The organism is Rugamonas sp. DEMB1 (assembly GCF_029834475.1).
In the GTDB taxonomy this organism is placed as follows: Bacteria; Pseudomonadota; Gammaproteobacteria; order Burkholderiales; family Burkholderiaceae_D; genus Rugamonas; species Rugamonas rubra.
Map to the genome: position 1 here is coordinate 2,866,625 of NZ_CP122407.1, position 22,394 is coordinate 2,889,018.

Annotated in this window: 24 protein-coding genes and 3 pseudogenes; 17 read left to right on the plus strand and 10 right to left on the minus strand. The window is 68.1% G+C overall.

Features of this window, described 5'->3' with window-relative positions; genetic code table 11:
• Positions 1-199: 199 nt before the first annotated feature.
• Entirely contained in the window at positions 200-1,558 is a 1,359-nt protein-coding gene (locus QC826_RS12950) for an MBL fold metallo-hydrolase (protein ID WP_279765971.1), read from the plus strand.
• Positions 1,559-1,573: 15 nt separating this feature from the next.
• Here QC826_RS12950 and QC826_RS12955 read toward each other — a convergent pair whose 3' ends face one another.
• Positions 1,574-2,026, minus strand: coding sequence for a GNAT family N-acetyltransferase (locus QC826_RS12955; protein WP_279765973.1), 453 nt, complete (start codon positions 2,024-2,026; stop codon positions 1,574-1,576).
• A gap of 333 nt (positions 2,027-2,359) precedes the next feature.
• Between QC826_RS12955 and QC826_RS12960 the strand changes: the two genes are divergently transcribed.
• Positions 2,360-3,121 (plus strand): hypothetical protein, encoded by a 762-nt coding sequence (locus tag QC826_RS12960; RefSeq protein WP_279765974.1) that lies wholly within the window; start codon positions 2,360-2,362, stop codon positions 3,119-3,121.
• Positions 3,122-3,173: 52 nt separating this feature from the next.
• On the opposite strand, the gene QC826_RS12965 is transcribed toward QC826_RS12960, so the two are convergent.
• Positions 3,174-5,057 (minus strand): diguanylate cyclase, encoded by a 1,884-nt coding sequence (locus QC826_RS12965; RefSeq protein ID WP_279765975.1) that lies wholly within the window; start codon positions 5,055-5,057, stop codon positions 3,174-3,176.
• A 115-nt stretch (positions 5,058-5,172) separates the two neighbouring features.
• A pseudogene (locus QC826_RS31610) lies at positions 5,173-6,012 on the minus strand (two-component regulator propeller domain-containing protein); the annotation flags it as partial.
• Positions 6,013-6,426: 414 nt separating this feature from the next.
• On the opposite strand from QC826_RS31610, the pseudogene QC826_RS12975 reads away from it, so the two are divergent.
• From QC826_RS12975 to QC826_RS12985, 3 genes and pseudogenes are all read left to right on the plus strand, one after another.
• Positions 6,427-7,205 (plus strand): annotated as a pseudogene (locus tag QC826_RS12975) (DNA/RNA non-specific endonuclease).
• Between the two features lie 12 nt (positions 7,206-7,217).
• A complete protein-coding gene (locus QC826_RS12980) occupies positions 7,218-7,466 on the plus strand; it encodes a hypothetical protein (RefSeq protein WP_279765977.1) in 249 nt (82 codons plus the stop codon).
• Positions 7,467-7,528: 62 nt separating this feature from the next.
• Positions 7,529-7,771 (plus strand): hypothetical protein, encoded by a 243-nt coding sequence (locus QC826_RS12985; RefSeq protein WP_279765978.1) that lies wholly within the window; start codon positions 7,529-7,531, stop codon positions 7,769-7,771.
• 199 nt (positions 7,772-7,970) lie between these two features.
• Here QC826_RS12985 and QC826_RS12990 read toward each other — a convergent pair whose 3' ends face one another.
• Positions 7,971-8,102, minus strand: coding sequence for an insulinase family protein (locus QC826_RS12990; RefSeq protein ID WP_279766470.1), 132 nt, complete (start codon positions 8,100-8,102; stop codon positions 7,971-7,973).
• A 296-nt stretch (positions 8,103-8,398) separates the two neighbouring features.
• On the minus strand, positions 8,399-8,539 hold the full coding sequence (locus tag QC826_RS12995; RefSeq protein WP_279765979.1) for a hypothetical protein: 141 nt from the start codon (positions 8,537-8,539) through the stop codon (positions 8,399-8,401).
• On the opposite strand from QC826_RS12995, the pseudogene QC826_RS13000 reads away from it, so the two are divergent.
• A pseudogene (locus tag QC826_RS13000) lies at positions 8,493-9,245 on the plus strand (M10 family metallopeptidase C-terminal domain-containing protein); the annotation flags it as partial. The gene QC826_RS12995 and the pseudogene QC826_RS13000 sit on opposite strands and share 47 nt — an antisense overlap.
• 85 nt (positions 9,246-9,330) lie before the next feature.
• Positions 9,331-10,293: a DUF4214 domain-containing protein gene (locus QC826_RS13005; RefSeq protein WP_279765980.1), complete on the plus strand. Its 963-nt coding sequence runs from the start codon at positions 9,331-9,333 to the stop codon at positions 10,291-10,293.
• Between the two features lie 17 nt (positions 10,294-10,310).
• Here the strand turns inward: QC826_RS13005 and QC826_RS13010 are convergent, their stop codons facing one another.
• Positions 10,311-11,306, minus strand: a complete 996-nt coding sequence (locus tag QC826_RS13010) for a diguanylate cyclase (RefSeq protein ID WP_279765981.1) — start codon at positions 11,304-11,306, stop codon at positions 10,311-10,313.
• Positions 11,307-11,443: 137 nt separating this feature from the next.
• Complete coding sequence (locus QC826_RS13015; RefSeq protein ID WP_279765982.1) at positions 11,444-12,379, minus strand: sensor histidine kinase; 936 nt, start codon at positions 12,377-12,379, stop codon at positions 11,444-11,446.
• A 237-nt stretch (positions 12,380-12,616) separates the two neighbouring features.
• Between QC826_RS13015 and queE the strand changes: the two genes are divergently transcribed.
• The 8 genes from queE to QC826_RS13050 all read left to right on the plus strand — a co-directional run bounded on the left by queE (position 12,617) and on the right by QC826_RS13050 (position 17,683).
• Positions 12,617-13,252, plus strand: coding sequence for a 7-carboxy-7-deazaguanine synthase (gene queE / locus QC826_RS13020; RefSeq protein ID WP_279765984.1), 636 nt, complete (start codon positions 12,617-12,619; stop codon positions 13,250-13,252).
• A 2-nt stretch (positions 13,253-13,254) separates the two neighbouring features.
• Positions 13,255-13,701: a 6-carboxytetrahydropterin synthase QueD gene (gene queD, locus QC826_RS13025; protein ID WP_093389617.1), complete on the plus strand. Its 447-nt coding sequence runs from the start codon at positions 13,255-13,257 to the stop codon at positions 13,699-13,701.
• A 7-nt stretch (positions 13,702-13,708) separates the two neighbouring features.
• Complete coding sequence (tadA, locus tag QC826_RS13030) at positions 13,709-14,287, plus strand: tRNA adenosine(34) deaminase TadA (protein ID WP_279766471.1); 579 nt, start codon at positions 13,709-13,711, stop codon at positions 14,285-14,287.
• A gap of 78 nt (positions 14,288-14,365) precedes the next feature.
• On the plus strand, positions 14,366-14,626 hold the full coding sequence (locus QC826_RS31270) for a hypothetical protein (RefSeq protein WP_313872861.1): 261 nt from the start codon (positions 14,366-14,368) through the stop codon (positions 14,624-14,626).
• A gap of 20 nt (positions 14,627-14,646) precedes the next feature.
• Positions 14,647-15,189, plus strand: coding sequence for an alpha/beta hydrolase (locus QC826_RS13035; RefSeq protein WP_313872862.1), 543 nt, complete (start codon positions 14,647-14,649; stop codon positions 15,187-15,189).
• A 94-nt stretch (positions 15,190-15,283) separates the two neighbouring features.
• Entirely contained in the window at positions 15,284-15,484 is a 201-nt protein-coding gene (locus QC826_RS13040) for a hypothetical protein (protein ID WP_409567811.1), read from the plus strand.
• A gap of 11 nt (positions 15,485-15,495) precedes the next feature.
• Positions 15,496-16,413 carry a muramoyltetrapeptide carboxypeptidase gene (gene ldcA, locus QC826_RS13045; protein ID WP_279765985.1) on the plus strand — a complete coding sequence of 306 codons (918 nt, stop codon included), beginning with the start codon at positions 15,496-15,498 and terminating at the stop codon, positions 16,411-16,413.
• Positions 16,406-17,683 carry an NAD(P)/FAD-dependent oxidoreductase gene (locus tag QC826_RS13050; protein WP_279765986.1) on the plus strand — a complete coding sequence of 426 codons (1,278 nt, stop codon included), beginning with the start codon at positions 16,406-16,408 and terminating at the stop codon, positions 17,681-17,683. Before ldcA ends, QC826_RS13050 begins: the two co-directional genes overlap by 8 nt.
• A 15-nt stretch (positions 17,684-17,698) precedes the next feature.
• Here QC826_RS13050 and QC826_RS13055 read toward each other — a convergent pair whose 3' ends face one another.
• The 3 genes from QC826_RS13055 to QC826_RS13070 all read right to left on the minus strand — a co-directional run bounded on the left by QC826_RS13055 (position 17,699) and on the right by QC826_RS13070 (position 19,908).
• Complete coding sequence (locus QC826_RS13055; RefSeq protein WP_279765987.1) at positions 17,699-18,757, minus strand: hypothetical protein; 1,059 nt, start codon at positions 18,755-18,757, stop codon at positions 17,699-17,701.
• A 251-nt stretch (positions 18,758-19,008) separates the two neighbouring features.
• Positions 19,009-19,278, minus strand: a complete 270-nt coding sequence (locus QC826_RS13060) for a type II toxin-antitoxin system HicB family antitoxin (protein ID WP_313872863.1) — start codon at positions 19,276-19,278, stop codon at positions 19,009-19,011.
• A gap of 336 nt (positions 19,279-19,614) precedes the next feature.
• Complete coding sequence (locus QC826_RS13070) at positions 19,615-19,908, minus strand: antibiotic biosynthesis monooxygenase family protein (protein WP_279765989.1); 294 nt, start codon at positions 19,906-19,908, stop codon at positions 19,615-19,617.
• 179 nt (positions 19,909-20,087) lie between these two features.
• Here QC826_RS13070 and QC826_RS13075 point away from each other — a divergent pair, with 179 nt between their 5' ends.
• Together QC826_RS13075 and QC826_RS13080 are read left to right on the plus strand one after the other, a co-directional pair.
• Positions 20,088-20,648: a TetR/AcrR family transcriptional regulator gene (locus QC826_RS13075; protein WP_279765990.1), complete on the plus strand. Its 561-nt coding sequence runs from the start codon at positions 20,088-20,090 to the stop codon at positions 20,646-20,648.
• Between the two features lie 81 nt (positions 20,649-20,729).
• Positions 20,730-22,328 carry an ABC-F family ATPase gene (locus QC826_RS13080; protein WP_093389623.1) on the plus strand — a complete coding sequence of 533 codons (1,599 nt, stop codon included), beginning with the start codon at positions 20,730-20,732 and terminating at the stop codon, positions 22,326-22,328.
• The last annotated feature ends 66 nt before the right edge of the window (positions 22,329-22,394 follow it).

Genomic DNA, 22,394 nt, shown 5'->3' on the forward strand with positions numbered 1-22,394 from the left:
ATTATAGCCAATCGCCGTGCATGTTGCAATGCACATCCGGCGCCGGCGCGGCGCGCGTTCGTTTGCGCGGGCGCGGACGGATTCGGCCCGGTCTGGCGCTTTGGCTGTGCGGAAAGACGCGGAGCGGTCATAATTTGCCCTTTGGCACTTGTCGGCGCGCGCGCCGCCGCCGCGAACCGCCCCCAATACAGCCGAAGCCATGACACTAAAAATATCCCGCATCCTCCACGCCGGCTACGTTTTCGAATGCGAGCAGACGCTGATCGCCTTCGACACGATTTTCGAGAATCCCTTCAGCCGCAATTGCCACGCCTTCCCCGACGTGCGCTTCGACCACGCGCAGATCCGCGAGCTGAAGCTGGCGGCCGTGTTCATCTCCCACTTCCACGACGACCATTGCTCGCTGGAGAGCCTGGATCTACTGCACCGCGAGACGCCGATCTATCTCTACTGCCTGTTCGACGAGTTGTTCGCGATGCTGCGCGAGCTGGGCTTCGTCAACGTCCAGCCGCTGCGGGTCAACCAGCCGGTGCGGGTCGGGCCGTTCGAGGTGATTCCGCGCGAGGCGCTCGACGCGGACGTCGATTCGATGTTCCAGGTCAGGGCGGCCGGCTTGAACGTGCTCAACGTCGTCGATTCCTGGATTTCGCCCGACGCCCTGACCGAGTTGGCCAAGTTCGCGCCGTGGGACATGGTGCTGTGGCCGTTCCAAACCATGCGCGAGATCGCCGTGCTGTCGCCGTCGCGGGCCGAGCCGGCGGCGCCGACCGTGCCGGAGGACTGGCTGGAGGAGTTGGCGGTACTCGATCCGCGCTACGTGGTGCCGAGTTCCTGCCAATTCGTGCAGGAGCCCTGGTCCTGGTACAACCAGGCCTTCTTCCCGGTCACCTACCGGCAGTTCCAGCGCGAGGTCGAGGCGGCGCTGCCGAAGACGCGGGTGGTCAGGCTGAACCCGTCGGTGTCGATGGTGTTGGACCGCGACAGCATCCGGCCGGCCGCGCCCCTGAGTTGGGTGTCGCCGGTCGGCGAGCAGGAGGTCGACTACCAGTACCGGGCGGACTTGGCGGCGCCGAGCACGGCGTCCATCGCTTGCCGCTTTGCGGCCTTGACGCCAGAGCAAACCGAACTGGTGCTGGCGTATTGCCAGGCCGGCCTGCTGGACAAATACCGCGAGATGGAATTGCCGGAAGACAGCTATTTCGCATCGCCCCGGCTGTGGCGCCTGTCGGTCTACGACCATGCCGGCGCGGGCCGCCATTTCCACTACCGGCTGGAGGGCGACGCCATCGAGCGCCTGGAGCAGGCCGCCGAACCGCTGGCCTGGACCACCGAGATTCCGATGGCGAAACTGTATGCCGGGCTGGCGCTGGGCGAGTCGCTCACCTCGATGTATATGCGCATCAACGACGTGGTGTTCGGCGCCGAGATCGAGGCGCAACTCGCGGCGGCCGACGTGCTCGACGATCCCTTGATCCGTTGCCTGTTCAACGACGGCTTCGCCGCCTACCAGGCGGCGCAGTTGCGCCGTTTGCGGCAGCGCGAGCAGCCCGGCGGCTAGTCGACGGGCAAGGGTTCAGCCTGGCTTGGCGATGAACATCTTGCGCTGGAGGATAGGCAAATCTTTTTTCAGAAAGCCGGGCACATACGGGTCGCTGACGAACTGCCGGGCGGCGTAAAACGCCTCGGTGCCGGCCTCCGGGCGCAGCAGCAGGCGCTTGCTGCCGTGGCCGAGGGCGTATTGCTCGATCGCGGCGAGGAACCAACTGCCGATGCCGCGCCGCCTGAATTGGCTGGCGAGAATCATATCGGCAACATAGCAAAACTCCGGCGGCGCCAGTTCCAGCATGGCGATGCCGGCGCGTTGCTTGCCGGCCCGCACGCTGACCCATTGCACCCGGCCCTCGGGGTGGTGCTGCCGCTCGGTGGATGCCGAGGCGGGCCAGCCGGCGTCCTTGCGCCAGGCCAGCAAGGCCTTGTCGCTGGGCGGACTTGGCAGCGGTTCGAACTGTAGATTTGGATGCGACATCGTGGTGTTTTCGTTTCGATAATAGTGATGCCCGGGCCTGGCCGGCGGGCGATGCCTGGATCAGGCTAGACGGCGGCGGCGCGCAACACAAGCATCGAATTGTATCAATTGTTTCCGGCGCAAACAGTCGATTTATCAATTCGGCAAAAGAAATGTCCTGATGGCAGGATTTTGCGGGCCGTTTCCGCCCGCCCGACGTCGATTGGGACGCTGCCCCGGGGCCGTCCGTCCTGCGGCGATTGCCCCTGTGTCAGAATGGCGGGATCGACCGGGGAGATAGGTGCGCCGCGCGGGCGGCAAGCGGCCCCGCCTGGTCTGACTTTGAGGAAATAGATGCAAAAATTGATTTCGGAATTGAGCCGCTTATACCTGCCGGCGGGCGCGCTGTCACCACAGTTGCTGGCGCAGAACATGTTGGGGCAGAGCAGCCACGCCATCAGTCTAAGCGGTGACGACGGTCTGGCGCGCGGCATCGTCATCCCCTTCGACAAAACCGCCGATCGCGAGGACGGCGAGCATTGGCGCCGCTTGTGCGAGGTGGCGCAAGCCTTGCAGGTCCAGCTTGGCCTGCCGGCGCCGGCGGTGAGCATTTCCGGCGCCAACGGATACGCGCTGTGGCTGTCGCTGGAGACGCCGGCGCCCGTGGCACAGATACAACAGTTCCTCGAGCTGTTGCACACCGCCCACTTCCCGGACATGCCGTTGCGGCCCGACGCGGCCGCCGCGCCGGTCGAGTTGCCGCCCTGTCTGCACCAGGCCAGCGGCAGGTGGGCGGCGTTCATCCATCCGGGCCTGGGCGCCTCCTTCGCCGACGAGTCGGGGCTGGAGATGGCGCCGCCGTTCGCCGCGCAGAGTGCCTTCCTGGAGGGTTTGCACAGCATCGCCACGGCGCAGTTCCTGCACGCCATGGAGGCGCTGCGGCGAGCGCAAGGTGCGGCGCCCGGCGTCGAGACGACGCCTGCGGCGGTGGCGGTGGCGCAACGCGCCGTGGCGCCGGACGGCTTGTTGTTGAAGGACGCCACGCTGGAGGATATCGTGCGATTCCTGCACGCGAAAAACATCGAGCCGACCTTCAGGCATCTGCTGCCGGGTTGACGACGGCCCGGCGCTGTACGGTTCCGGCGGCTGGGCGGCGCCAGCGCGGCGCCTAGCCGCGGACCCGATTGCGCCCCTCGTGCTTGGCGCGGTAGAGCGCCGCGTCGGCGTCGCGCAGCAGGGACGGCATCGCCGCCTCGTTCGACGGCAGACACACCGCCACGCCCAGGCTGAGCGTGACCACCGGCGCCGCCGGCGAATCGGGATGGGCGATCGCCAGCGCCTCGCAGGCGGCGCGCAGGGACTCGGCGACCAGCAGTGCGGCGGCCTGGTCGACGCCGGGAATCAGCATGACGAACTCCTCGCCGCCGTAGCGAGCGGCGAGGTCGGCGGCGCGGCGGGCATGGCTGATCAGCACGCCGGCGACGGCGGCCAGGCAGCGGTCGCCCTCGGGATGGCCGAGCGCGTCGTTGTAGCGCTTGAAATAGTCGATGTCGGCGATGATCAGGGCCAGCGGCGTGCCGGCGCGGCAGGCGCGGCTCCATTCCTCGCGCAGCACCTCGTCGAAGCGGCGGCGGTTGGCCAGGCCGGTCGGGCCGTCGAGGAAGGACAGGCGCGACAAGTGTTCGTTGGCCTGCCGCAGCGCCTCGGTTTTTTGCGCCACCAGCCGCTCCATGCGCACCTGGCGCAGGCGCAGGCGGTGCAGCCGCAGGCGGAACAGGCCGAGCAGCACGGCCAGCGTGGCGCCGGCCAGCAGCACGGCGAACCAGGCGGTCTCGTAGAAGAAGGGCTGGATGACGATGGCCAGCGCCGGCCCCGGCTCGCTCCACCGCTTGCCGTCCAGCGAGGCGCGCACGCGGAAACGATAGACGCCGTGCGACAGGGCGGGGAAGGAGACCTCGCGGTTCATGCCGGCGTCGATCCAGTCGCGCGTCAAGCCCTCCATCTGGTAGCGGAAGCGCACCCGCTCGGCGTCGAGCAGGGTCACCGCGCTGTATTGGATGGCCACCGTGGCGGCGCCCGGCGGCAGCGTCAGGCCGGCGGTGGCCGGCCGGCCGCCGCCGCCGCCGTTCACCAGCACCCGTTCCAGGCGCGTGCCGGGCGGCCGCTCGGCCGGCGGCAGGCGGCGCGGGTCGACGATCACCAGCCCCCTGGTGGACGGCAGCAGCAGGCGGCCGGCCTGGTCGAGCGCGCCGGCCGGCTGCAGGCCGCCGGCGAAGGTGGTGCTGCGCATGGCGTCGCCGGGACCGTAGCCGGTGCTGGCGACCTTGCCGGCGCGGCCGTCGGCGAAGGCGTTGAGGTCGCTGAGCGCGGCGCGGAAGAAGCCCCGGTTGCTGGTCACCCACAGCTGGCCGGCGCCGTCCTCGAGGATGCCCAGGCAGGTGCCGTCCCACAGGCCGTCGGCCGGGCGGATGCTGCTCAGGCGACCGTCGCGCAGGCGGTTCAGGCCGTCGCCGTTGCTGCCTATCCACAAGCTGCCGGCGCTGTCCAGGTGCAGCGACATGATCCAGTTCGACAGCAGGCCGTCGGCCGTGCCCAGGGTCTTGAACACGCCGCCGCGGTAGCGCGCCAGGCCCTCGCCGGCGGTGCCGAACCAGAGCGTGCCGTCGCGCTCCTCGGCGATGGCGGCCACGCTGCCGGTGGGCGCGCCGGCCTCGCGCACCGGGACGAAGCCGGCGCCGGTGAAGCGGGCCAGGCCGGACTGGGTGCCGGCCCAGACGGTCCCTCGGCGGTCCTGGAACAGCACGCGCACCTCGGCGCTGGGCAGGCCCTGCGCGGCGCCGTAGACGGCGACGCGGCCCCGCGCCAGACGGGCGGCGCCGGCGGTGTAGCTGCCGACCCAGAGCGCGCCGTCGCGCGTTTCGAGCAGGCTGGAGATCTCGTCCGACGGCAGGCCCTGTTTTTTGCCCAAGGTGGTGACGGTGTTTCCCTCGATGCGGTTGAGGCCGCCGCCGGCCGTCGCCAACCAGGTCACGCCGTCGCGGGCGTGCAGCACGGAACGGATATTGTCGTTGGACAGGCACCTCCGGCACGCCGAGCCAGTCGAACGGCCGCTCGTGCAGGCGCACCAGGCCGCTGACCCAGGTGCCGACCCAGACTTCGCCATGGGCGTCGGCCTGGAGCGACCAGACATGGTCGCCGGCCAGTCCGTTGGCGCCGGCGAGGGAGCTGAAGCGCTCGCCGACCATGCGGCTGACGCCGCCGCCCCAGGTGCCGATCCACAACTGGCCGCGGGCGTCGCGCGCCAGCGCGGTCAACTGGTCGGTGGGCAGGCCGTCGGCCACGGTGTAGGTCTTGAACTGGCCCTGGCGCACGCGCACCAGCCCGCCGCCGGCGGTGGCGGCCCAGACGCCGCCGGCCGGGTCGGCCAGCACGGCGCGCACCTGCAGGTGGGGGAAGCCGTTGTCCGGGTTGAAGACGCGGAACCGGCCGGCGGAGTAGGACACCAGGCCGCCGCCCGAGGTGCCGATCCACAGCACGCCGTCGCGGTCGAAGGCGAGCGCGCGCAGGCGTTCGGTGGGCAGGCCGGCGGCCTTGCCGTAGAAGGTGGCGCGGCCGTTTTCCCAGCGCGCCAGGCCGTGGTTGGTGGCGGCCCAGACCACCCCGGCGCGGTCTTGGGCGAAGGACCAGACGCGCTGGTCGGCCTTGGCCGGGGCGGCGAAGGCGCGCTCGAACCTGCCGTCGCGGTAGCGCGCCGCGCCCTTGTTGTGGCCGATCCACAGCGTGCCCTGGGCGTCCTGCATCAGGCCCATCACCGGCAGCGAGGCGATGTCGGCGAACTCGGCGGGGTCGAAGGTGGTGAAGCGGACGCCGTCGAAGCGGGCCAGGCCGCCCAGGGTGCCGACCCAGAGGTAGCCGTCGCTGGTCTGTTGCAGCGCCGACACGGCGTTCTGCGGCAAACCCTGCTCGGTTTGCCATCCGTCCAGTTTGTACTGGCTGAGCGCCTTCACCGGTCCGGCCGCCGCCGCGAAGGCGCCGCAACATTGGCAAAACAACAGCAATGCCGGCAAGGTCCGCCAACACCTGGCGATGAACGGCAGGGCCGGTTCGACTAGTTGCCTGACGACGGGAAAACGCAAACCATGCCCCAGAATTTTTTATGAATAACACATCATACCGGACGGCAAGAGCGTGCAAGGCAAAGTCGGACGAAAACGGCAAATATGTCTGCAGCGCGCGACGCCCGGCGGACGAATTCGGCTCAGCTCGGTCGGGCGGCGGCGCTGGACGGCGGGCTGGGGCCGGCGCGGCGGCCGATTCAATCGCGCGGGGTTTGTTGCAAATGACTAGTGTCCCTTAGAATGCCGCTGCGTTGGCCTGAATCAACAGGCCGCGCCCACCATCAACGCGACATCCAGGGACTTATGATGCAAAAAACCATCGCCGCCGCCTTGTTGGCGTGCGGCCTGCTGGCGGCCGGCTTGGCCGCCGCCGGCGACTGCCCGGCCCACTACGTCGGCGGCCGCCTGCCCGAGATCCAAAACCAAAAGATGGCCGCCGCCACGACCGAGCTGTGCTACGGCGTGTTCGGCGTCATGCATTCGGGCCTGACGCGCACGCCGCTGTGGTCGGCCGAACATTTGACGGCGGGCAACCTTGCCGCCGCGCAGCTAACTTATCGCGGGAGAACTCCTTCCACGCCGAGCCGCAGTTGCCGGCCGGCCAGCGCGCCGAGTTGTCGGACTACGCCCGCAGCGGCTTCGACCGGGGCCACATGGCGCCGAACGGCGACATGCCGGACCGCGCGAGCCAGCACCAGAGTTTTACGCTGGCCAACATGGTGCCGCAGGACGGCGACAACAACCGCCACATCTGGGCCGGCATCGAGGGCGCGGTGCGCAAGATGGCGCTCAAGGAGGGCGACCTGTACGTGATCACCGGGCCGGCCTTCATCGGCGGCAGTGTGCAAAAGATCGGCAAGGTGTTGGTGCCCAGCCATTTGTACAAGGTGGTGTACAGCCCGCGCCAGCGTGCCGGCGCCGCCTACTTCATCGAGAACAAGTCGACCACCGACTACCAGGTGCTGAGCATCGCCGAACTGGAAAGCAGGATCGGCATCAATCTGTTACCGTCCTTGTCTGCGCAGCAGAAGGACACCGTGTTGCGCCTGCCGAATATTCGGCAACGCAAGGCCAAACGCTAAGGGGAGGGCAGCATGGGTAAATTCGTACCGTTCGCCAACGAGGCCGATGTGCTCAACATCGGCAGGTTGATGGTGGAAAACCGGGTCGACCGCGTCACCCTGAGCGGCGACGTGGACTTGACGATGGACCAGGCGGGCCTGGCCCACGCCCGCGCCCTGCACCGCTTGCTGGGCGAGGTGCTGGCCAAGCTGGAGCGGGCCGAGTTGCCGGCCAAGCTGGCGCCGCCGGTCGTGGACACGGTCGACAATCCCTTCGATTGACGGCGCGCGGCGTCGAGGCGCCGACGCCTTGAAAGCCGGGCGAGAGCGGCTGCGGCAGGGCGATGGCGTTGAAACGGCGCCAGTTGTCCTTGTGGCTGCTGGCGGTGAAGGCGGTCATCTCCTTGTCGACCTGCTCGCTGAAGCTGCCGGCCATGGGGAACAGGGCCGAGCCGACCGGGGGGGCCGCGCAGCCGGGCGACGGTGCGCAGGATGGCGCCGCGCACATACACCGCGTCGTCGATTTTCTTTACACGGGCGACTATGGTGGCAGGGTCGGATCGACCCTGCCCGGAGTGTGGTCGTAGAGCTGGTCCACTTTTTGCTCGTCCTGCACCAGCCGTTTGTACGGCGGCGTCGCGCACCGCCTCGAACAGCCTGGAGCGTGGATTTGCGCTATTCTTGTTATACTCGCCGAGCACGGCGCGCGATTCGGTCTTGAAGGCGTCCTCGCCGTAGGACAGGTGCTGGAGGCGGTCGGCCTCGACCTTGGGCACGGTCTCCGGGTTATTGCTTGGCGAAGGTGGTGTGGTAGTTGGTCAGCTCGTCGCTGCTGTCGGCGTTCTGCCGCGCGCCGGCCTTGGTGATGACGGCCTGGCACTTCTCGGGCGGGTAGTCCTTGGTGCCGCGGAACATCATGTGCACGAAGGGGCCAGCGCCAGGGCGCAGGTACGGATGCGGGTTGACACGCGTGCTCCTTGCTTGGAATGGGCCCGCTCGTCGTCGCGGGCGAGGCGGCCGCCGGAATAGAATATTCCGCCCGGAAAGAACAGGGCCGGAACATGTTATTATCGCGAAAGTAACTATTTCTTTTGGGAAAGTACAATGGGCTTAATTACCGGTAACAACACGATCGATGCGCTGGTCTATAGCAGTTGGAACAAGCAGGCCCACACGCCGGTGGCGCTGAGCTATAGCTTCCTGGCGCGCGCGCCCTACGACGCCAGCGCGGACGACCGCGCCGGTTTCCTCGCCATGTCGGGCGAGCAGAAGGCGGCGGTGCGCGAGGCGCTGGCGCAATGGGCGGCGGTGGCCAACATCACGTTCACCGAGAAGATGTCGGGCTTCGGCGACATCCAGATCGCCACCAACGACCAGGGCAAGGCCAGCGGCGGCTACGCCTACATGCCGACCGGCTACGGCCCGGTCACGCTGTACACCAACAACGACGCCCACTACAACTCGGTGTTCACGCTGGGCAGCTACGGCCCGACCGTGCTGCTGCACGAGTTGGGGCACACGCTGGGGCTGAAGCACCCGGGCGACTACAACTCGACCGGCGGCAGCGTCGCCGGGCCGTTCCTGCCCGGCGAGTTCGACAACACCGACTACACGCTGATGGCCTATCCGGAGGGCAACGGCCACGAGATGACCGGGCTGTACAACACCACGCCGATGCTGTACGACATCCAGGCGATCCAGTACCTGTACGGCGCCAACACCGGCTACCACAGCGGCGCCGACGTCTACCGCTTCGACGCCAGCAGCGCCCCGCAGTGCGTCTGGGATGGCGGCGGGTTCGACACCTTCGACTTCTCGGCCTGCCGCGACTATGTGACGATCGACCTGCGCGCCGGCCACTTCAGCTCCAGCGGCTTCGACTACGGGAACATCTCGATCGCCTACAACGTGGTGATCGAGAAGGCGCTGGCCGGCTCGGGCGGCGCGGTGATCTACGCCAACGACGCCGGCGACACGCTGGGCGGCGGCGCCGGCGGCGACACCATCTACCAGGGCGGCGGCGACGACGTCATCGACGGCGGCGCCGGCGGCGACAGCGTGGTGTTCGGCAAGGCCATGGCGGCCTACCGCCTGTCCGTCGCGGGCGGGGTGTGGAGCGTGCAGGGCGAGGGCAGCGACCGCCTGGTTGGCATCGAGCAGTTGCGCTTCGCCGACCGCAGCGTCGACCTGGGCGACCTGCCGCAGCAGGCGGCGGCCATCGCCGACCAGCGCGTGCAGATCGGCACCGGCTTCAGAGCTCGACCTGGCCGGCGCCGGCTACGCGCAGGGCAACGGCCAGGCGGTGCACCTGAGCGCCAGCCAGGCCGGCGGCGCCGCGTTGCCGGCCTGGCTGGCCTTCGACGCCGCCGCCGGCCTGTTCGCCGGCACGCCGGCGGCCGCCGACGCCGGCGTGTTGACGCTGCGCGTGCTCGCCGACAACAGCGCCGGCGCCATCGTCGACGAGTTCACCCTGCAGGTCGACGCCCTCGGCCAGGCGCTCACCGGCGGCGCCGGCGACGATGTCCTGCGGGCCGGCGCCGGTGCCGAGCTGGTCGACGGCGGCGGCGGCGTCGACACGCTGGTCTATGCCGGCGCGCGGTCCGGCTTCTCGGTGGCGCGCGGCGCCGCCGGCTTCACCGTGAGCGACCGCGTCGGCGACGGCGGGGTCGACACGCTGAGCGGCGTCGAGCGGCTGCGCTTCGCCGACGCCGCCCTGGCGCTCGACGCCGACGGCCACGCCGGCCAGGCCTACCGGCTGTACGGCGCGGCGCTGGCGCGCGCGCCGGACGACGCCGGGCTGGGCTTCTGGATCGCCAAGCTCGACGCCGGCGTGGCGCTGACCTCGGTGGCGCTGGGCTTCATCAACAGCCTGGAGTTCCAAACCCGCTATGGCAGCAACTTGAGCGACGACGCCTACGTGACCCAGTTGTACCAGCACGTGCTGAACCGCGCGCCCGACCCCGCCGGCCTGGCCTGGCAGGTGCACGCGCTGGCCATCGGCGTGTCGCGCGAGGCGCTGCTGGTGAATTTTTCCGAGTCGGCCGAGTACGTCGCCGCGCTGGTCGGCGTGATGCCCGAGGCGCTCAACTATGTGCCATGGGGTGGTTGAGCCGGCGCTAGCGGGCCCTAGCAGGTCTCGCTGACCGGCAGGCTGATGCGGTTGCGCCCCATGTGCTTGGCGCGGTACAGGGCGGCGTCGGCGGTGGCCACCAGCAGGCAGGGCTCGGTGTCGGGCGCCGCCAGCGCGGTGGCCGCGCCTATGCTCACCGTCACCACGTGCTGCGCGCTGCCCAGGTTGGGCAGGTGCAGCTGCTCGACGCGCCGGCGGATGCGCTCGGCGACGATGGCGGCGCCCTTGAGCGACTGGTTGGGCAGGATCACGGCGAACTCCTCGCCGCCGTAGCGCGCCACCAGGTCGTTGGCGCGCATCTCGCCGGCCACCGCGCCGGCGATGCGCTGCAGGCACTGGTCGCCGCCCAGGTGGCCGTAGGCGTCGTTGTACTGTTTGAAGTTGTCGACGTCGACCATCAGCAGCGACAGCGGCTGATGCTGGCGGGTGGCGCGCTGCCACTCGGCCAGCAGGGTCTCGTCGAAACAGCGCCGGTTGGCCAGGCCGGTCAGGCCGTCGCGCGTGGCCAGGTGCTGCAGCGCCACCTGGGCGGTCTTCTCGTCGGTCATGTCGCGCAGTGTCTCGACGACGGCCATCAGCTCGCCGTCGGCGCCGCAGACCGGGCTGGCGTCGACCGCCAGGTAGCGGCGCCGGCCGATGCGCGGCATGTCGCACCAGGTCTCGGCGCACAGGTTGTCGCCGCCCTCGCTGCGGTGGGCCTGGCGGTCGTACATGGTGTGGATCTCGCCGCTGCGGCCCTGCGCCACCAGGTCGGCCAGGGTCGGGCGCTGCTCCTGGTAGAAACTGCGCCAGTGTTCGCGCGTGCCCAGCACCTCGGCCGCCGGCACCCCGGTCAGGCGCTCGCAGGCGCGGTTCCAGATCAGCACGCGGCAGTCGGTGTCGATGACGAAGGTCGGCACCACCAGCAGCTCCATCAGCTTCAGGGCGAAGCCGTGCTGCTGGTCGGCCGGCGCGGGCGGCATCAGGTGCTGGGCCTTCTGGCTGTTGTTCATTCTCAATCCTTGTGGTGGGCGGGCCGCCGGCGCCTGGAGCGGGGCGCGGGCGGGGACGATGGCCGGCGACAACAAATTGTGCTGGCGCCGGCGTGGCCCGTGTTTGCGCGGGCGCAAGGGTTCGCCGCCGGCCCGGCTCAGAGGGCGCCCGCCTCGGCCAGCGGCAGCGACAGCGACAGGGCGGTGCCCTGGCCGGGCCGGCTGGCGATGTTGAACTGGCCGCCGGCCTGGGTGACGCGCTGTTGCATGCCGAGCAGGCCGCGGGCCGGCGCGCCGGGCATGCCGATGCCGTTGTCGCGCACCGTCATGGTCAGGCTGCGCGCCTGGCGGCCCAGCGCGATGTGCACCTGGGTGGCGCGGGCGTGGCGCACGATGTTCGACAGCGACTCCTGCAGCACGCGGTAGAGCATGGCGTCGCGCTGCTCGTCGGGCGCCGCCTCGAGCGCCGCCGCGTCGGCCTGCAGCTGGCAGTCGATGCCGCTCAAGCGGCTGAACTCGCTCACCTGGCGCCGCAGCGCCGTCGCCAGGCCGGCCTCCAGGCCCAACGGGCTGAGCTCGTCGACGATGGCGCGCATCGACTCGATGCTCAGCTCGAGGTGGCGCTCGATGCGCTCGAGCTGGGCCAGCAGCGCCTGCTGGCCGGCGCTGGCCTGGCGCAGCGCGGACAGCTCCAGCTTGAGCGTCAGCAGGTTCTGGCCGAGGTCGTCGTGGATGTCGCGGGCGATGCGCCGCCGCTCGCCGTCCCGGATGCACTCGGGCAGCGCGGCCTGCCGGCTCCGCTGGCGGTGGGCGGCGCGCAGGGCCTGCTCGGCGACGGCGCGGCAGTGCAGCTCGTGGGCCAGCTTGGCGCGCAGCGCCGCCAGCCGGCCGTCGTCGCGGCGCCGGCGCCACAGCAGGGCCAGGGCGGCCACCAGCAGGGCGGCGACGGCGGCCAGCAGCAGCGCGCCGAGCGCCGGCGGCGCGCCGGCCGGCGCCGGCGGCGCGGCGGCCTGGGCGGCCTGGGCGGCGTGGCTGGCGGCGGCGAGGAGGGCGGCGGCGCGGGCCGGAACTGTCGCGTGCGCAATGGCTGTCATGATGGCATCTCCCGATGTGGGCGCGGGGACGGAGCGCCGTCCTCTGTGTGACCATAACGTGATTGCTTTTCGGCAGCATTGCGCAAAGTCAAATACGCCGGCCGGCACGCGGTTTGGCGGTCCCGGCTGTGGCGAAAATGCGCCGATTTCCTGGTGCCGGCCGGCGCAGCATATAATAGAGGGTTGTCAATCGGCTTTTGCGCGTTCGCGCGGGTCGACCCGCTACCAGGAATCACCGTGACTTATAGCATCAAAGAGAGTTTCTACACGCTGCAGGGCGAGGGCGCCCACGCCGGGCGGCCGGCCGTGTTCTGCCGCTTTTCCGGCTGCAACCTGTGGACCGGCCGCGAGAGCGACCGCGCCGGCGCCGTCTGCCAGTTCTGCGACACCGACTTCGTCGGCAGCGACGGCGACGGCGGCGGCAAGTTCGCCACGCCGGCCGCGCTGGCCGCGCGCATCGACGGGCTGTGGCCGGCCGCCTATCCGGCCAACAAGTATGTCGTCTTCACCGGCGGCGAGCCGCTGCTGCAGCTCGACGCGGCGCTGATCGAGGCGATGCACGCGGCCGGCTTCGAGATCGCCATCGAGACCAACGGCACGCTGCCGGTGCCGGCCGGCGTCGACTGGGTCTGCGTCAGCCCGAAGATGGGGTCCACCCTGGTGGTCCAAAAGGGCAGCGAGATCAAGGTCGTGGTGCCGCAGACGGGCCAGGACCTGGCGGCCTACGAGGGCCTGCAGTTCGACCATTTCTTCGTGCAGCCGATGGACGGGCCGCTGGCCGCGTTCAACACCACCCTGGCGATCGAGACCTGCAAGCGCAATCCGACCTGGAAACTGAGCCTGCAAACCCACAAACTATTACAGATACCCTAACAATGCTGACCATCACACGCAAGCTTGAATTCGACGCCGGCCACCGGATCCCCGACCACAAGAGCCAGTGCCGCAACCTGCACGGCCACCGCTACACGCTGGAGATCACGCTGACCGGCGAGGTCATCTCGGTCGAGGGCAACTCCGACAACGGCATGATCATGGACTTCTCCGACATCAAGGCGCTGGCCAAGGAGCACCTGGTCGACGTTTGGGACCACGCCTTCCTGGTCTACGAGAAGGACGCCGTGGTGCGCGACTTCCTGGCCACGCTGCCGGGCCACAAGACGGTCACCATCGACCGCATCCCGACGGTGGAAAACCTGGCGCGGATCGCCTTCGACATCCTCAAGGCGGCCTACAAGGACCGCTTCGGCACCGGCCTGCACCTGCACAAGCTGGTGCTGCACGAGACGCCGAACTGCTGGGCCGAGATCACCGATGCCTGAGATGGAGATGCGCGCGGACGCGGCGGCGACCGCCGCTGAGCCGGCTGCCACTGTGGTCGCGCCCCACCAGGCCACGGCGCAGGAACAGGCCTTCATGCGCGAGGCGCTCGAACAGGCGCGGCACGCCTGGAACCTCGGCGAGGTGCCGGTCGGCGCGGTGGTGGTCAAGGACGGCGTGGTCATCGCGCGCGGCTTCAACCAGCCGATCGACAAGCACGACCCGACGGCGCACGCCGAGATCGTCGCGCTGCGCGCCGCCGCCGAGGTGCTGGGCAACTACCGCCTGCCCGGCTGCGAGTTGTACGTGACGCTGGAACCCTGCCTGATGTGCTCGGGCGCGATGATGCACGCGCGCCTGGCGCGGGTGGTGTTCGGCGCCAGCGACCCGAAGACGGGCGTGTGCGGCTCGGTGCTCAACCTGTTCGAGCCGAGCCAGCTGAACCACCACGCCGAGGCGGTCGGCGGCGTGTTGGCCGACGAGTGCGGCGCCATGCTGAAGAGCTTCTTCGCGGCGCGCCGCGCCGCCGCCGCCGAGGCGCGCCGCGCGGCCAATGCCGTCAATGCGGCCCCGCCCGGCGGCGGCTGACCGGCCCGGCGCGGCGGCCTCCGGCCGCCGTGCGCGCGGCAAAAATGGTATGCTCGACATCTCTGTTCAGGAGCGTCGATGGCACCCAAAATGAGCGACACCAAGGAGTTGAACACGCCTGCCGCGCCCGGCCTGTTGCGCATGGCGTTGGAGCTGCGCGCGCCGTGGGAGCTGGCCGCCGGCCTGGCCGGCTATCCCTTGATGCGCAAGGCGCCGCGCGGCGACGGCCATCCGGTGCTGGTGTTTCCCGGCCTGGCCGCCGGCGACCTGAGCACGCTGCCGCTGCGCCGCTTCCTGGCGGCGCAGGGCTTCGCGGTGCACGCCTGGGGGCGGGCCTGAACGTCGGCCCACGGCCCGGCGTGCTGGAGGCCTGCGTCGAGCGCGTGCGCCGGCTGCGCGCCGACGGCGGCCGCAAGGTCAGCCTGGTCGGCTGGAGCCTGGGCGGCGTGTACGCCCGCGAGATCGCCAAGATGCTGCCCGAGGACACGCGCGGCGTCGTCACGCTGGGCGCGCCCTTCGGCGCCGGTCCGGGCGGCACCAACGCCTGGCGCGTCTACCAGCTGGTCTCCGGCGACCGCGACCTGGACGCCGCCCGCTTCGCCGCCCTGCGCCAGCGGCCCGCCGTGCCGACCACCTCGATCTTCAGCCGCAGCGACGGCGTGGTGGCCTGGCAGTGCAGCCTGGAGGAGGAGACGGCGCTGTCGGAGAACATCGAGGTGCACGCCAGCCATTTCGGCATGGGCGCCAATCCCGTCGCCCTGTACGCCGTGGCCGACCGCCTGGCCCAGCCGGAGGGCGCCTGGCGCCGCTTCCACCAGGCGCCGCAGGCCGGCATCAAGAAGCTGTTGTTCCGCGATCCGCAGCGGGCGTCCGCGCCGGGCGCGCTGTTCGGCTGGTATTGAGGAGGGCGGCCATGGCCAGTGTGCAGGCGAACGGCATCCGCCTCGTCTACGAGACCAGCGGCGATCCGCGCGACACCCCGGTGTTGCTGAGCCGGTGGCCTGCGGCGTCGACACGGCGCGGGCCATCGCCGGCGCCCGCCTGCACGTCATCGAGGGCATGGGCCACGACCTGCCGCCGCAGTTGATCGAGCGCCTGCTTGCCTTGATCGACGGCCACCTGCACGGTAAGATGGAGCCGCAGACCAGAACCCCGGCGGCGCAGGCGCCCACCGGGGGACGCGACATCCACCTTTGATCGAGACATTTTTGAGCACATCCAACATCGGCATCGCCATCGCCGCACCGGGCGGCTACGCGCAGGACCAGGCGGCACTGGAGATGGGCATCCGCCGCCTTGAGGCGCAGGGCTTCCGGGTCCACAACTACTACGACCCCGCGGAGAAATTCCAACGCTTCGCCGGCAGCGACGCCGGCCGGCTGGCGCAGCTGAACGCCGCCGCCGCCGACCCGCAGGCGCAGATCGTCATCGCGCTGCGCGGCCAGTACGGCATCAGCCGCATCCTGCCGCAGATCGACTTCCGCGCCATGGCCGACAGCGGCAAGCTGTTCGTCGGCTACAGCGACTTCACCGCCTTCCACATGGGCCTGATGAAGGAGACTGGCCGCATCAGCTTCGCCGGGCCGATGATGTGCGACGACTTCATCCGCGAGGAGCCGGTCGAGTACACCTTGAAGCAGTTCTGGGACTGCCTGCGCGGACCGCAGCACCAGGTGCGCGGCACGGCGGCCGGCAATCCGCTGGTCGACCTGCGCGGCAAGCTGTGGGGCGGCAACCTGTCGATGCTGGTGCACCTGCTCGGCACGCCGTACTTCGCGCCGATCGAGGGCGGCATCGTATTCGTCGAGGACATCAACGAGCATCCCTACCGCATCGAGCGCATGGTGCTGCAACTGCTGTACGCCGGCGCGCTGGACGGCCAACAGGCGCTGCTGCTGGGCGATATCTCCAACTACCGTTTGACGCCGGCCGACAACGGCTACGACTTCGACGCCATGCTGGCCTATCTGCGCGAACGCCTGCCGATCCCGGTGCTGACCGGACTGCCGTTCGGCCACATCAAGGAACGCGCCACGCTGCCGTATGGCGGCATGGGGCACTTGGTGTCCGATGCCGAGGGCTTCGACCTGCGCATCAGCGACTATCCGACGCTGGCTCATGGCTGATTCCGCGCCGGAGCAAAGCTACTACCGCGCCACCGCCGGCGGCGAGCGGTACGCGGCCTTGTCCGGCACGGAGGAGGCCGCGATCTGCGTGATCGGCGGCGGTTTCGCCGGCCTGTCCACGGCGCTGGCCTTGCTGGAGCGCGGCGAGCGCAACGTGCTGCTGCTGGAGGCGCAAACGGTGGGCCACGGCGCCTCCGGGCGCAACGGCGGCTTTGTCTTCGGCGGCTTTTCACTCGGCGAGCAAGGGTTGCTGGCGGCGGCCGGCGCGGCCGGCGGCAAGCAGCTATACCAGCTGACGCTGGACGCGGTGGAGTTGATACGCCGCCGTATCGAGCGCTACGCCATAGCCTGCGAGGCGACCAACGCCGGCGTCTATCTGGCCAACTGGTTCGACGACGACCGCATTCTGGACCAGCAGCGCCGCTTCATGGCGGAGCAACTGGGCGTCGAGTGGCAGCATGTGGGCCGCGCCGACTTCGCCGAGTTGGCGCGCAGCGAGCGCTATTTCGGCGCGCTGTTCGAAGCCAACGCCTTCCATTTTCATCCGCTCAAGTATGCCCAGGGCCTGGCGCGCGTGCTGGTGGACGGCGGCGCGCGCGTGCGCGAGGACAGCCGCGCCACCAGCATCGAGCGTGATGGCGCCGGCTGGCGCGTCGCCACGGCGCAGGGCGAGGTGAGGGCGCGCGAAGTGGTGGTGTGCTGCGGCGGCTACATCGAGAAGCTGTATCCCAAGCTGGCCGGGGCGATCCTGCCGATCGCCACCTATGTGATGGTGACCGAGCCGCTGGGGCAGCGGCTGCCGACGGCGATGGCGACCCAGGCGGCGATCTACGACACCCGCTTCGCCTTCGACTACTACCGCCCCTTGAACGACACGCGGCTGCTGTGGGGCGGCCGCATTTCGATCCGCGAGCGCTCGGCGCCGGAGGTGGCGCGCCTGCTGTACGGCGACATGCTGAAGGTGTATCCGCAATTGGCCGGCGCGCGCGTCGACTACGCCTGGAGCGGCATGATGAGCTACGGCCGCCACAAGATGCCGCAACTGGGCCGTCTACCGGAGGGGATTTGGTACGGCATGGGCTTCGGCGGCCACGGCGTGGCGCCGACCACCTTGTCAGGCGAGGTGCTGGCGCGCGCCATCCTGGGCGACGGCGCGCCGCTGGCCCAGTTCGCGCAGTGGGGCCTGCCCAGCACCGGCGGCCCGGCCGGCCTGCTGGCCGCGCAGCTCACCTATTGGTACTACGAGCTGCGCGACTGGATGCGGCAGTAGTCCGCTGCGGTGTTCTTACTGCCCGGCGCAGGCGGCCGCAAAGCTGCGGGTGTCGCTTGACGGTTTGGGGTAGACGACCATGCGCGCCGCTTTCCAGAACGTGGCGCGCGTATATTCACTTTTATAGTCGGCGGCGGCGGACTTGTCGAAGTAGGCGTAGGCGCCAATGTCCATGCTGTGCTCAAGGTCGCCGCGTGCCAAGGTAGGGCCGATGAAATCGACTGTCTGTCCTCCCGCGGCAATCCGGATCCGGCCTTTTCCGGCGGGGGTGGGCGGAACGGTCGCGGCGGGCGTTGTATCGCGCTCGTCTAGGAATGCCTCGATGGTGATGGGGATGTAGGTGCCGGGCGAAATATTCTTCACGACGAGCAGCTTCTCGCTGGGTACTTTGTTGTCTATTTTGGGGCCGGTGGTGCGCCAGAAGGTGAGCGCCAGCTTGCCCGGGTTTTGGGGGTCGGGATCAGTGTCGACGATGGCGGATAACGGAGGGCTACCTTGGGCGGCCGTTTTCAGCTGCCAGAACAGCAGCGGATGCGTGTCGGAGTACTGGGTGACTATCCACGCGTTTTTACTATCCTCGGATTTGCCGCCGTCGCCGAAGGCGACATTCAGGTCCCAGCGCGCATGGGTGCGTGGTGGTATCGGATAGCTGACCAACTGCGAGCGGACTGGGTCGCCCACGGTGACGCCGTTGCCCGGTTTGGGTACGCCGTCGCCTTTGACCGTGCGTATCATCAGCACAGTCTCTTTCGGGGCGTTGGGATTGGCGGGGTCGATGATCGGGTCTAATCTTTTCTCGATATGGTCGGGGAAGCCACCGGCAGGAATCGCGTACGGATGGCCTGAGCCATAATAGTTCTCGTGCTTCGCCGACATTGGATTCCAGGCCTGTATGAGATAGGGGTCGTTCACGCCGGTTTTTGGATTGATAAATGGTGCGGCGGCGCCGAAGTCAAACGTGCGCGCCTGGTAATAGAAGGTTGGGGGCTGCGTTGATATCTTGCCATTGATGCACAATTGATAGGGAAGTGTCGCGGTAAACGCCTTAGATGGATCGAAGGATGCTTCCGCCACATAGGATATTTCAGAGTCGGGGAAGGGTGGGGATTGGGCGTGGGTGTGGGGGCGGCGGCGGCTGCGGCCGAGGCCAGGCAGAGAGCAAGCAAGTAGGCCGAGGCCGGGCGATGGAAGTGAGGCATGTGGATTCTTGTCGGTTGATAAAAGGGTCCTAGTATAACGTCTTACCTTAAAATCAACGTTGAATTTATTGCACTCAGACATGCGTTTTCGCCGCCGCGCACTATGAAAAGAGCCGCTGGGTATGGCTACTCTTTTGCCAGCGTCTCGTTGAGCAGTAGTACTTTCGCCGCCACACTTGGCGGCAATGGGATAAGGCGTTCGCCGGGAAGCGCGGCCGATGGCATGGGCACCTGACGCTTGTCCTCAAAATAGAAATCCATCGATGAGAGTAGGACATCTTTCGCCATGGCAATGGCGTCCGCCTCATCGTCGCCTTGGGTGATGGCCTCCGGAATGTCGCGGAACGTCACTACGAAGCCGCCTGTGTCTGGGAGAAATTGGGCTGGATATTTCATGGCTGACCTTTCAATTCGCGGCCGGGATTGCGCGGCATCCACATGCCGATCATTTCAATTTAAGCTGTTTCTTTACGGCGGCAACTAGCGGCGCTTTCAGCTCCTTTGCCGGATGCCTGGGGAGGTGGCTCATTTCGCCGTTTAAGAAGATCCTCAGGTGTTTTGTTCCATCCTCAAACGTTGCCCCTTGCCTGGCAAGCCACCGGACAAACTCGCTCTGTTTCACGGGGCCCCCATTAGCGATTTAGTGTAACCATGGTCGATTGCACAGGCAAGCACGGCTGAACGGTTTGAGTTGGCGCAATAGTCAGCTTCGTTCAGTGATGTGAGGGCGGATTACGTCGCGACCAGCGCCACATAGCCCTCCGGAATCGGCGGCGCCGCCAGCAGGGGCACCACCTTCATCACCTGTTGCAGCAGGAAGCCGTTGCTGTCGCCGGCCAGGCGGGCGGCCTCCGAGTTCCACAGGGTGATCGACATGCCCTTGCCGCTGGCCGGGTCGGTCAGCAGGAAGGTGCTGTGGAAACCGTCCTGCTGCTCAAGCAGGGGAATGACGGATTCCTGATACAAGGCGACAACTTCATCGAGTTTGCCGGGTTTGGCTTGGACGTGGGTGACGCGTGCGAACATAGACTTCTCCATTGCGGATCTTGGAACGGACCGGCGGTGCGCCGGCACGGGCATTCTGAACGCTGTTCCGTACAGTATGTATGGTTTACTATACGTGCTACTTGCACGGCTTGCAACACCTAAGGCATCGGCTATAATTCCCGGCCCGAATCCCTTCCTTGTCTTTGGAGTCGCCATGCATGCCCAGGGCCCCAGTCGGGAAACAACGTCTGTCGCGCGAGGATTGGCTCGACTTCGGCCTGACCGTGCTGCGCGACGAGGGGCCGCAGGCCCTGAAGGCGGAGCCGCTGTGCAAGCGCCTGGGCGTCAGCCGGGGCAGCTTCTATTGGCACTTCGACAGCGCCGGCGCGTTCATGCTGGCGGTGGTGGAGCGCTGGGAGGCGCGCGCCACCGAGCAGGTCATCCTGGCCGTGCAGCAATGCGCCGGCGGGGCGGCGGAGAAATTGCGCTTTCTGCTGCGCAAGGTGGGCGAACTCGACGTGCGGCTGTACGAGGCCATCCACAGCCTGGAGGCGCGCCTGCCCGAGCTGACCGGCGTGCTGCGCCGCGTGCACGAGCGGCGCCTGGGCTTTTTGGCCGGGCTGCTGGTCGCCCTGGGTTTCGCCGCCGACGAGGCGGCGCTGCGCGCGCGCATGACCTACGCCTGGGCGATGGGCGAGTTGTTGACCCGCGATCCGCAGCAACAAGCCTATACTGAAGCGCAGATCGCCGCCGTCGAGCGCCTGTTGCTGCGTCCCTGATTCCTCTGTGGAGGGGTGGGCGGTGCTGTATAATGTCGCCTTTCCGCTTAACAGCATGATTTCATTCGGTAAAGTACAACAATGCTCTCTACAGCCAACATCACTATGCAGTTCGGCGCCAAGCCGCTGTTCGAAAACATCTCCGTCAAGTTCGGCGATGGCAACCGCTACGGCCTGATCGGCGCCAACGGCTGCGGCAAGTCCACCTTCATGAAGATCCTCGGCGGCGATCTGGATCCGTCGGGCGGCAACGTGATGTTGGACACCAACGAGCGCCTGGGCAAGCTGCGCCAGGACCAGTTCGCCTTCGAAGAGATGCGCGTGCTCGACGTGGTGATGATGGGCCACACCGAGATGTGGGCGGCGATGCAACAGCGCGACGCCATCTACGCCAACCCCGAGGCGACCGACGACGACTACATGGCCGCCGCCGACCTGGAGGGCAAAGTGGCCGAGTACGACGGCTACACGGCCGAATCGCGCGCCGGCGAGCTGCTGCTGGGCGCCGGCGTGGCCATCGACCTGCACCAGGGCCCGATGAGCAACGTCTCGCCCGGCTGGAAGCTGCGCGTGCTGCTGGCCCAGGCGCTGTTCTCCAACCCGGACATCCTGCTGCTCGACGAGCCGACCAACAATCTGGACATCAACACGATCCGCTGGCTGGAGGACGTGCTCAACGAGCGCAACTCCACCATGATCATCATTTCGCACGATCGCCACTTCCTCAACCAGGTCTGCACCCACGTCGCCGACATGGACTACGGCACCTTGAAGATCTACCCGGGCAACTACGACGAGTACATGTTCGCCTCGACCCAGGCGCGCAACCAGCTGCTGTCGAACAACGCCAAGGCCAAGGAGAAGGTCGCCGAGCTGCAGGACTTCGTGCGCCGCTTCGCCGCCAACAAGTCCAAGGCCCGCCAGGCCACCTCGCGCGCCAAGCAGATCGAGAAGATCAAGGTCGACGACATCAAGCCGTCGTCGCGCGCCTACCCCTTCGTCCGCTTCGAGGGCGAGAAGAAGCTGCACCGTTTGGCCGTTGAGGTCGAGAACATCTCGAAGGCCTACGACCGCCAGCTGTTCAAGAACTTCAGCATCATGGTCGAGGCCGGCGAACGCATCGCCATCATCGGCGCCAACGGCGTCGGCAAGACCACCATGCTGCGCTGCATCGCCGGCGACGCCGCCAAGCTGCAGCCCGACCAGGGCCGCGTCAAGTGGGCCGAGAACGCCAACGTCGGCTACATGCCGCAGGATCCGACCGAGGAGTTCGCCGACGGCGCCATCCTGACCGACTGGATCGGCCAGTGGACCAAGGAAGGCGACGACGACCAGGCCGTGCGCTCCATCCTGGGCCGCCTGCTGTTCGGCGGCGACGAGGTGAAGAAATCGGTCAAGGTCTTGTCCGGCGGCGAGAAGGGCCGCATGATGTACGGCAAGCTGATGCTGGGCCGCCACAACGTGCTGATGCTCGACGAGCCGACCAACCACATGGACATGGAATCGATCGAGTCGCTCAACGTGGCGCTGGAAAAATACGCCGGCACCCTGATCTTCGTCTCGCACGACCGCGAATTCGTCTCCTCGCTGGCCAACCGCATCATCGAGATCAAGGAAAACGAGATCATCGATTTCCGTGGCAACTACGAAGACTACCTGACCAGCCAGGGCATCGACTAAGTATCGCCGCCCGGTCCGCGCCGGCGCCAAGCGGCAGCACCTGCCGCTTGGCGCCGGCGCGGGCGG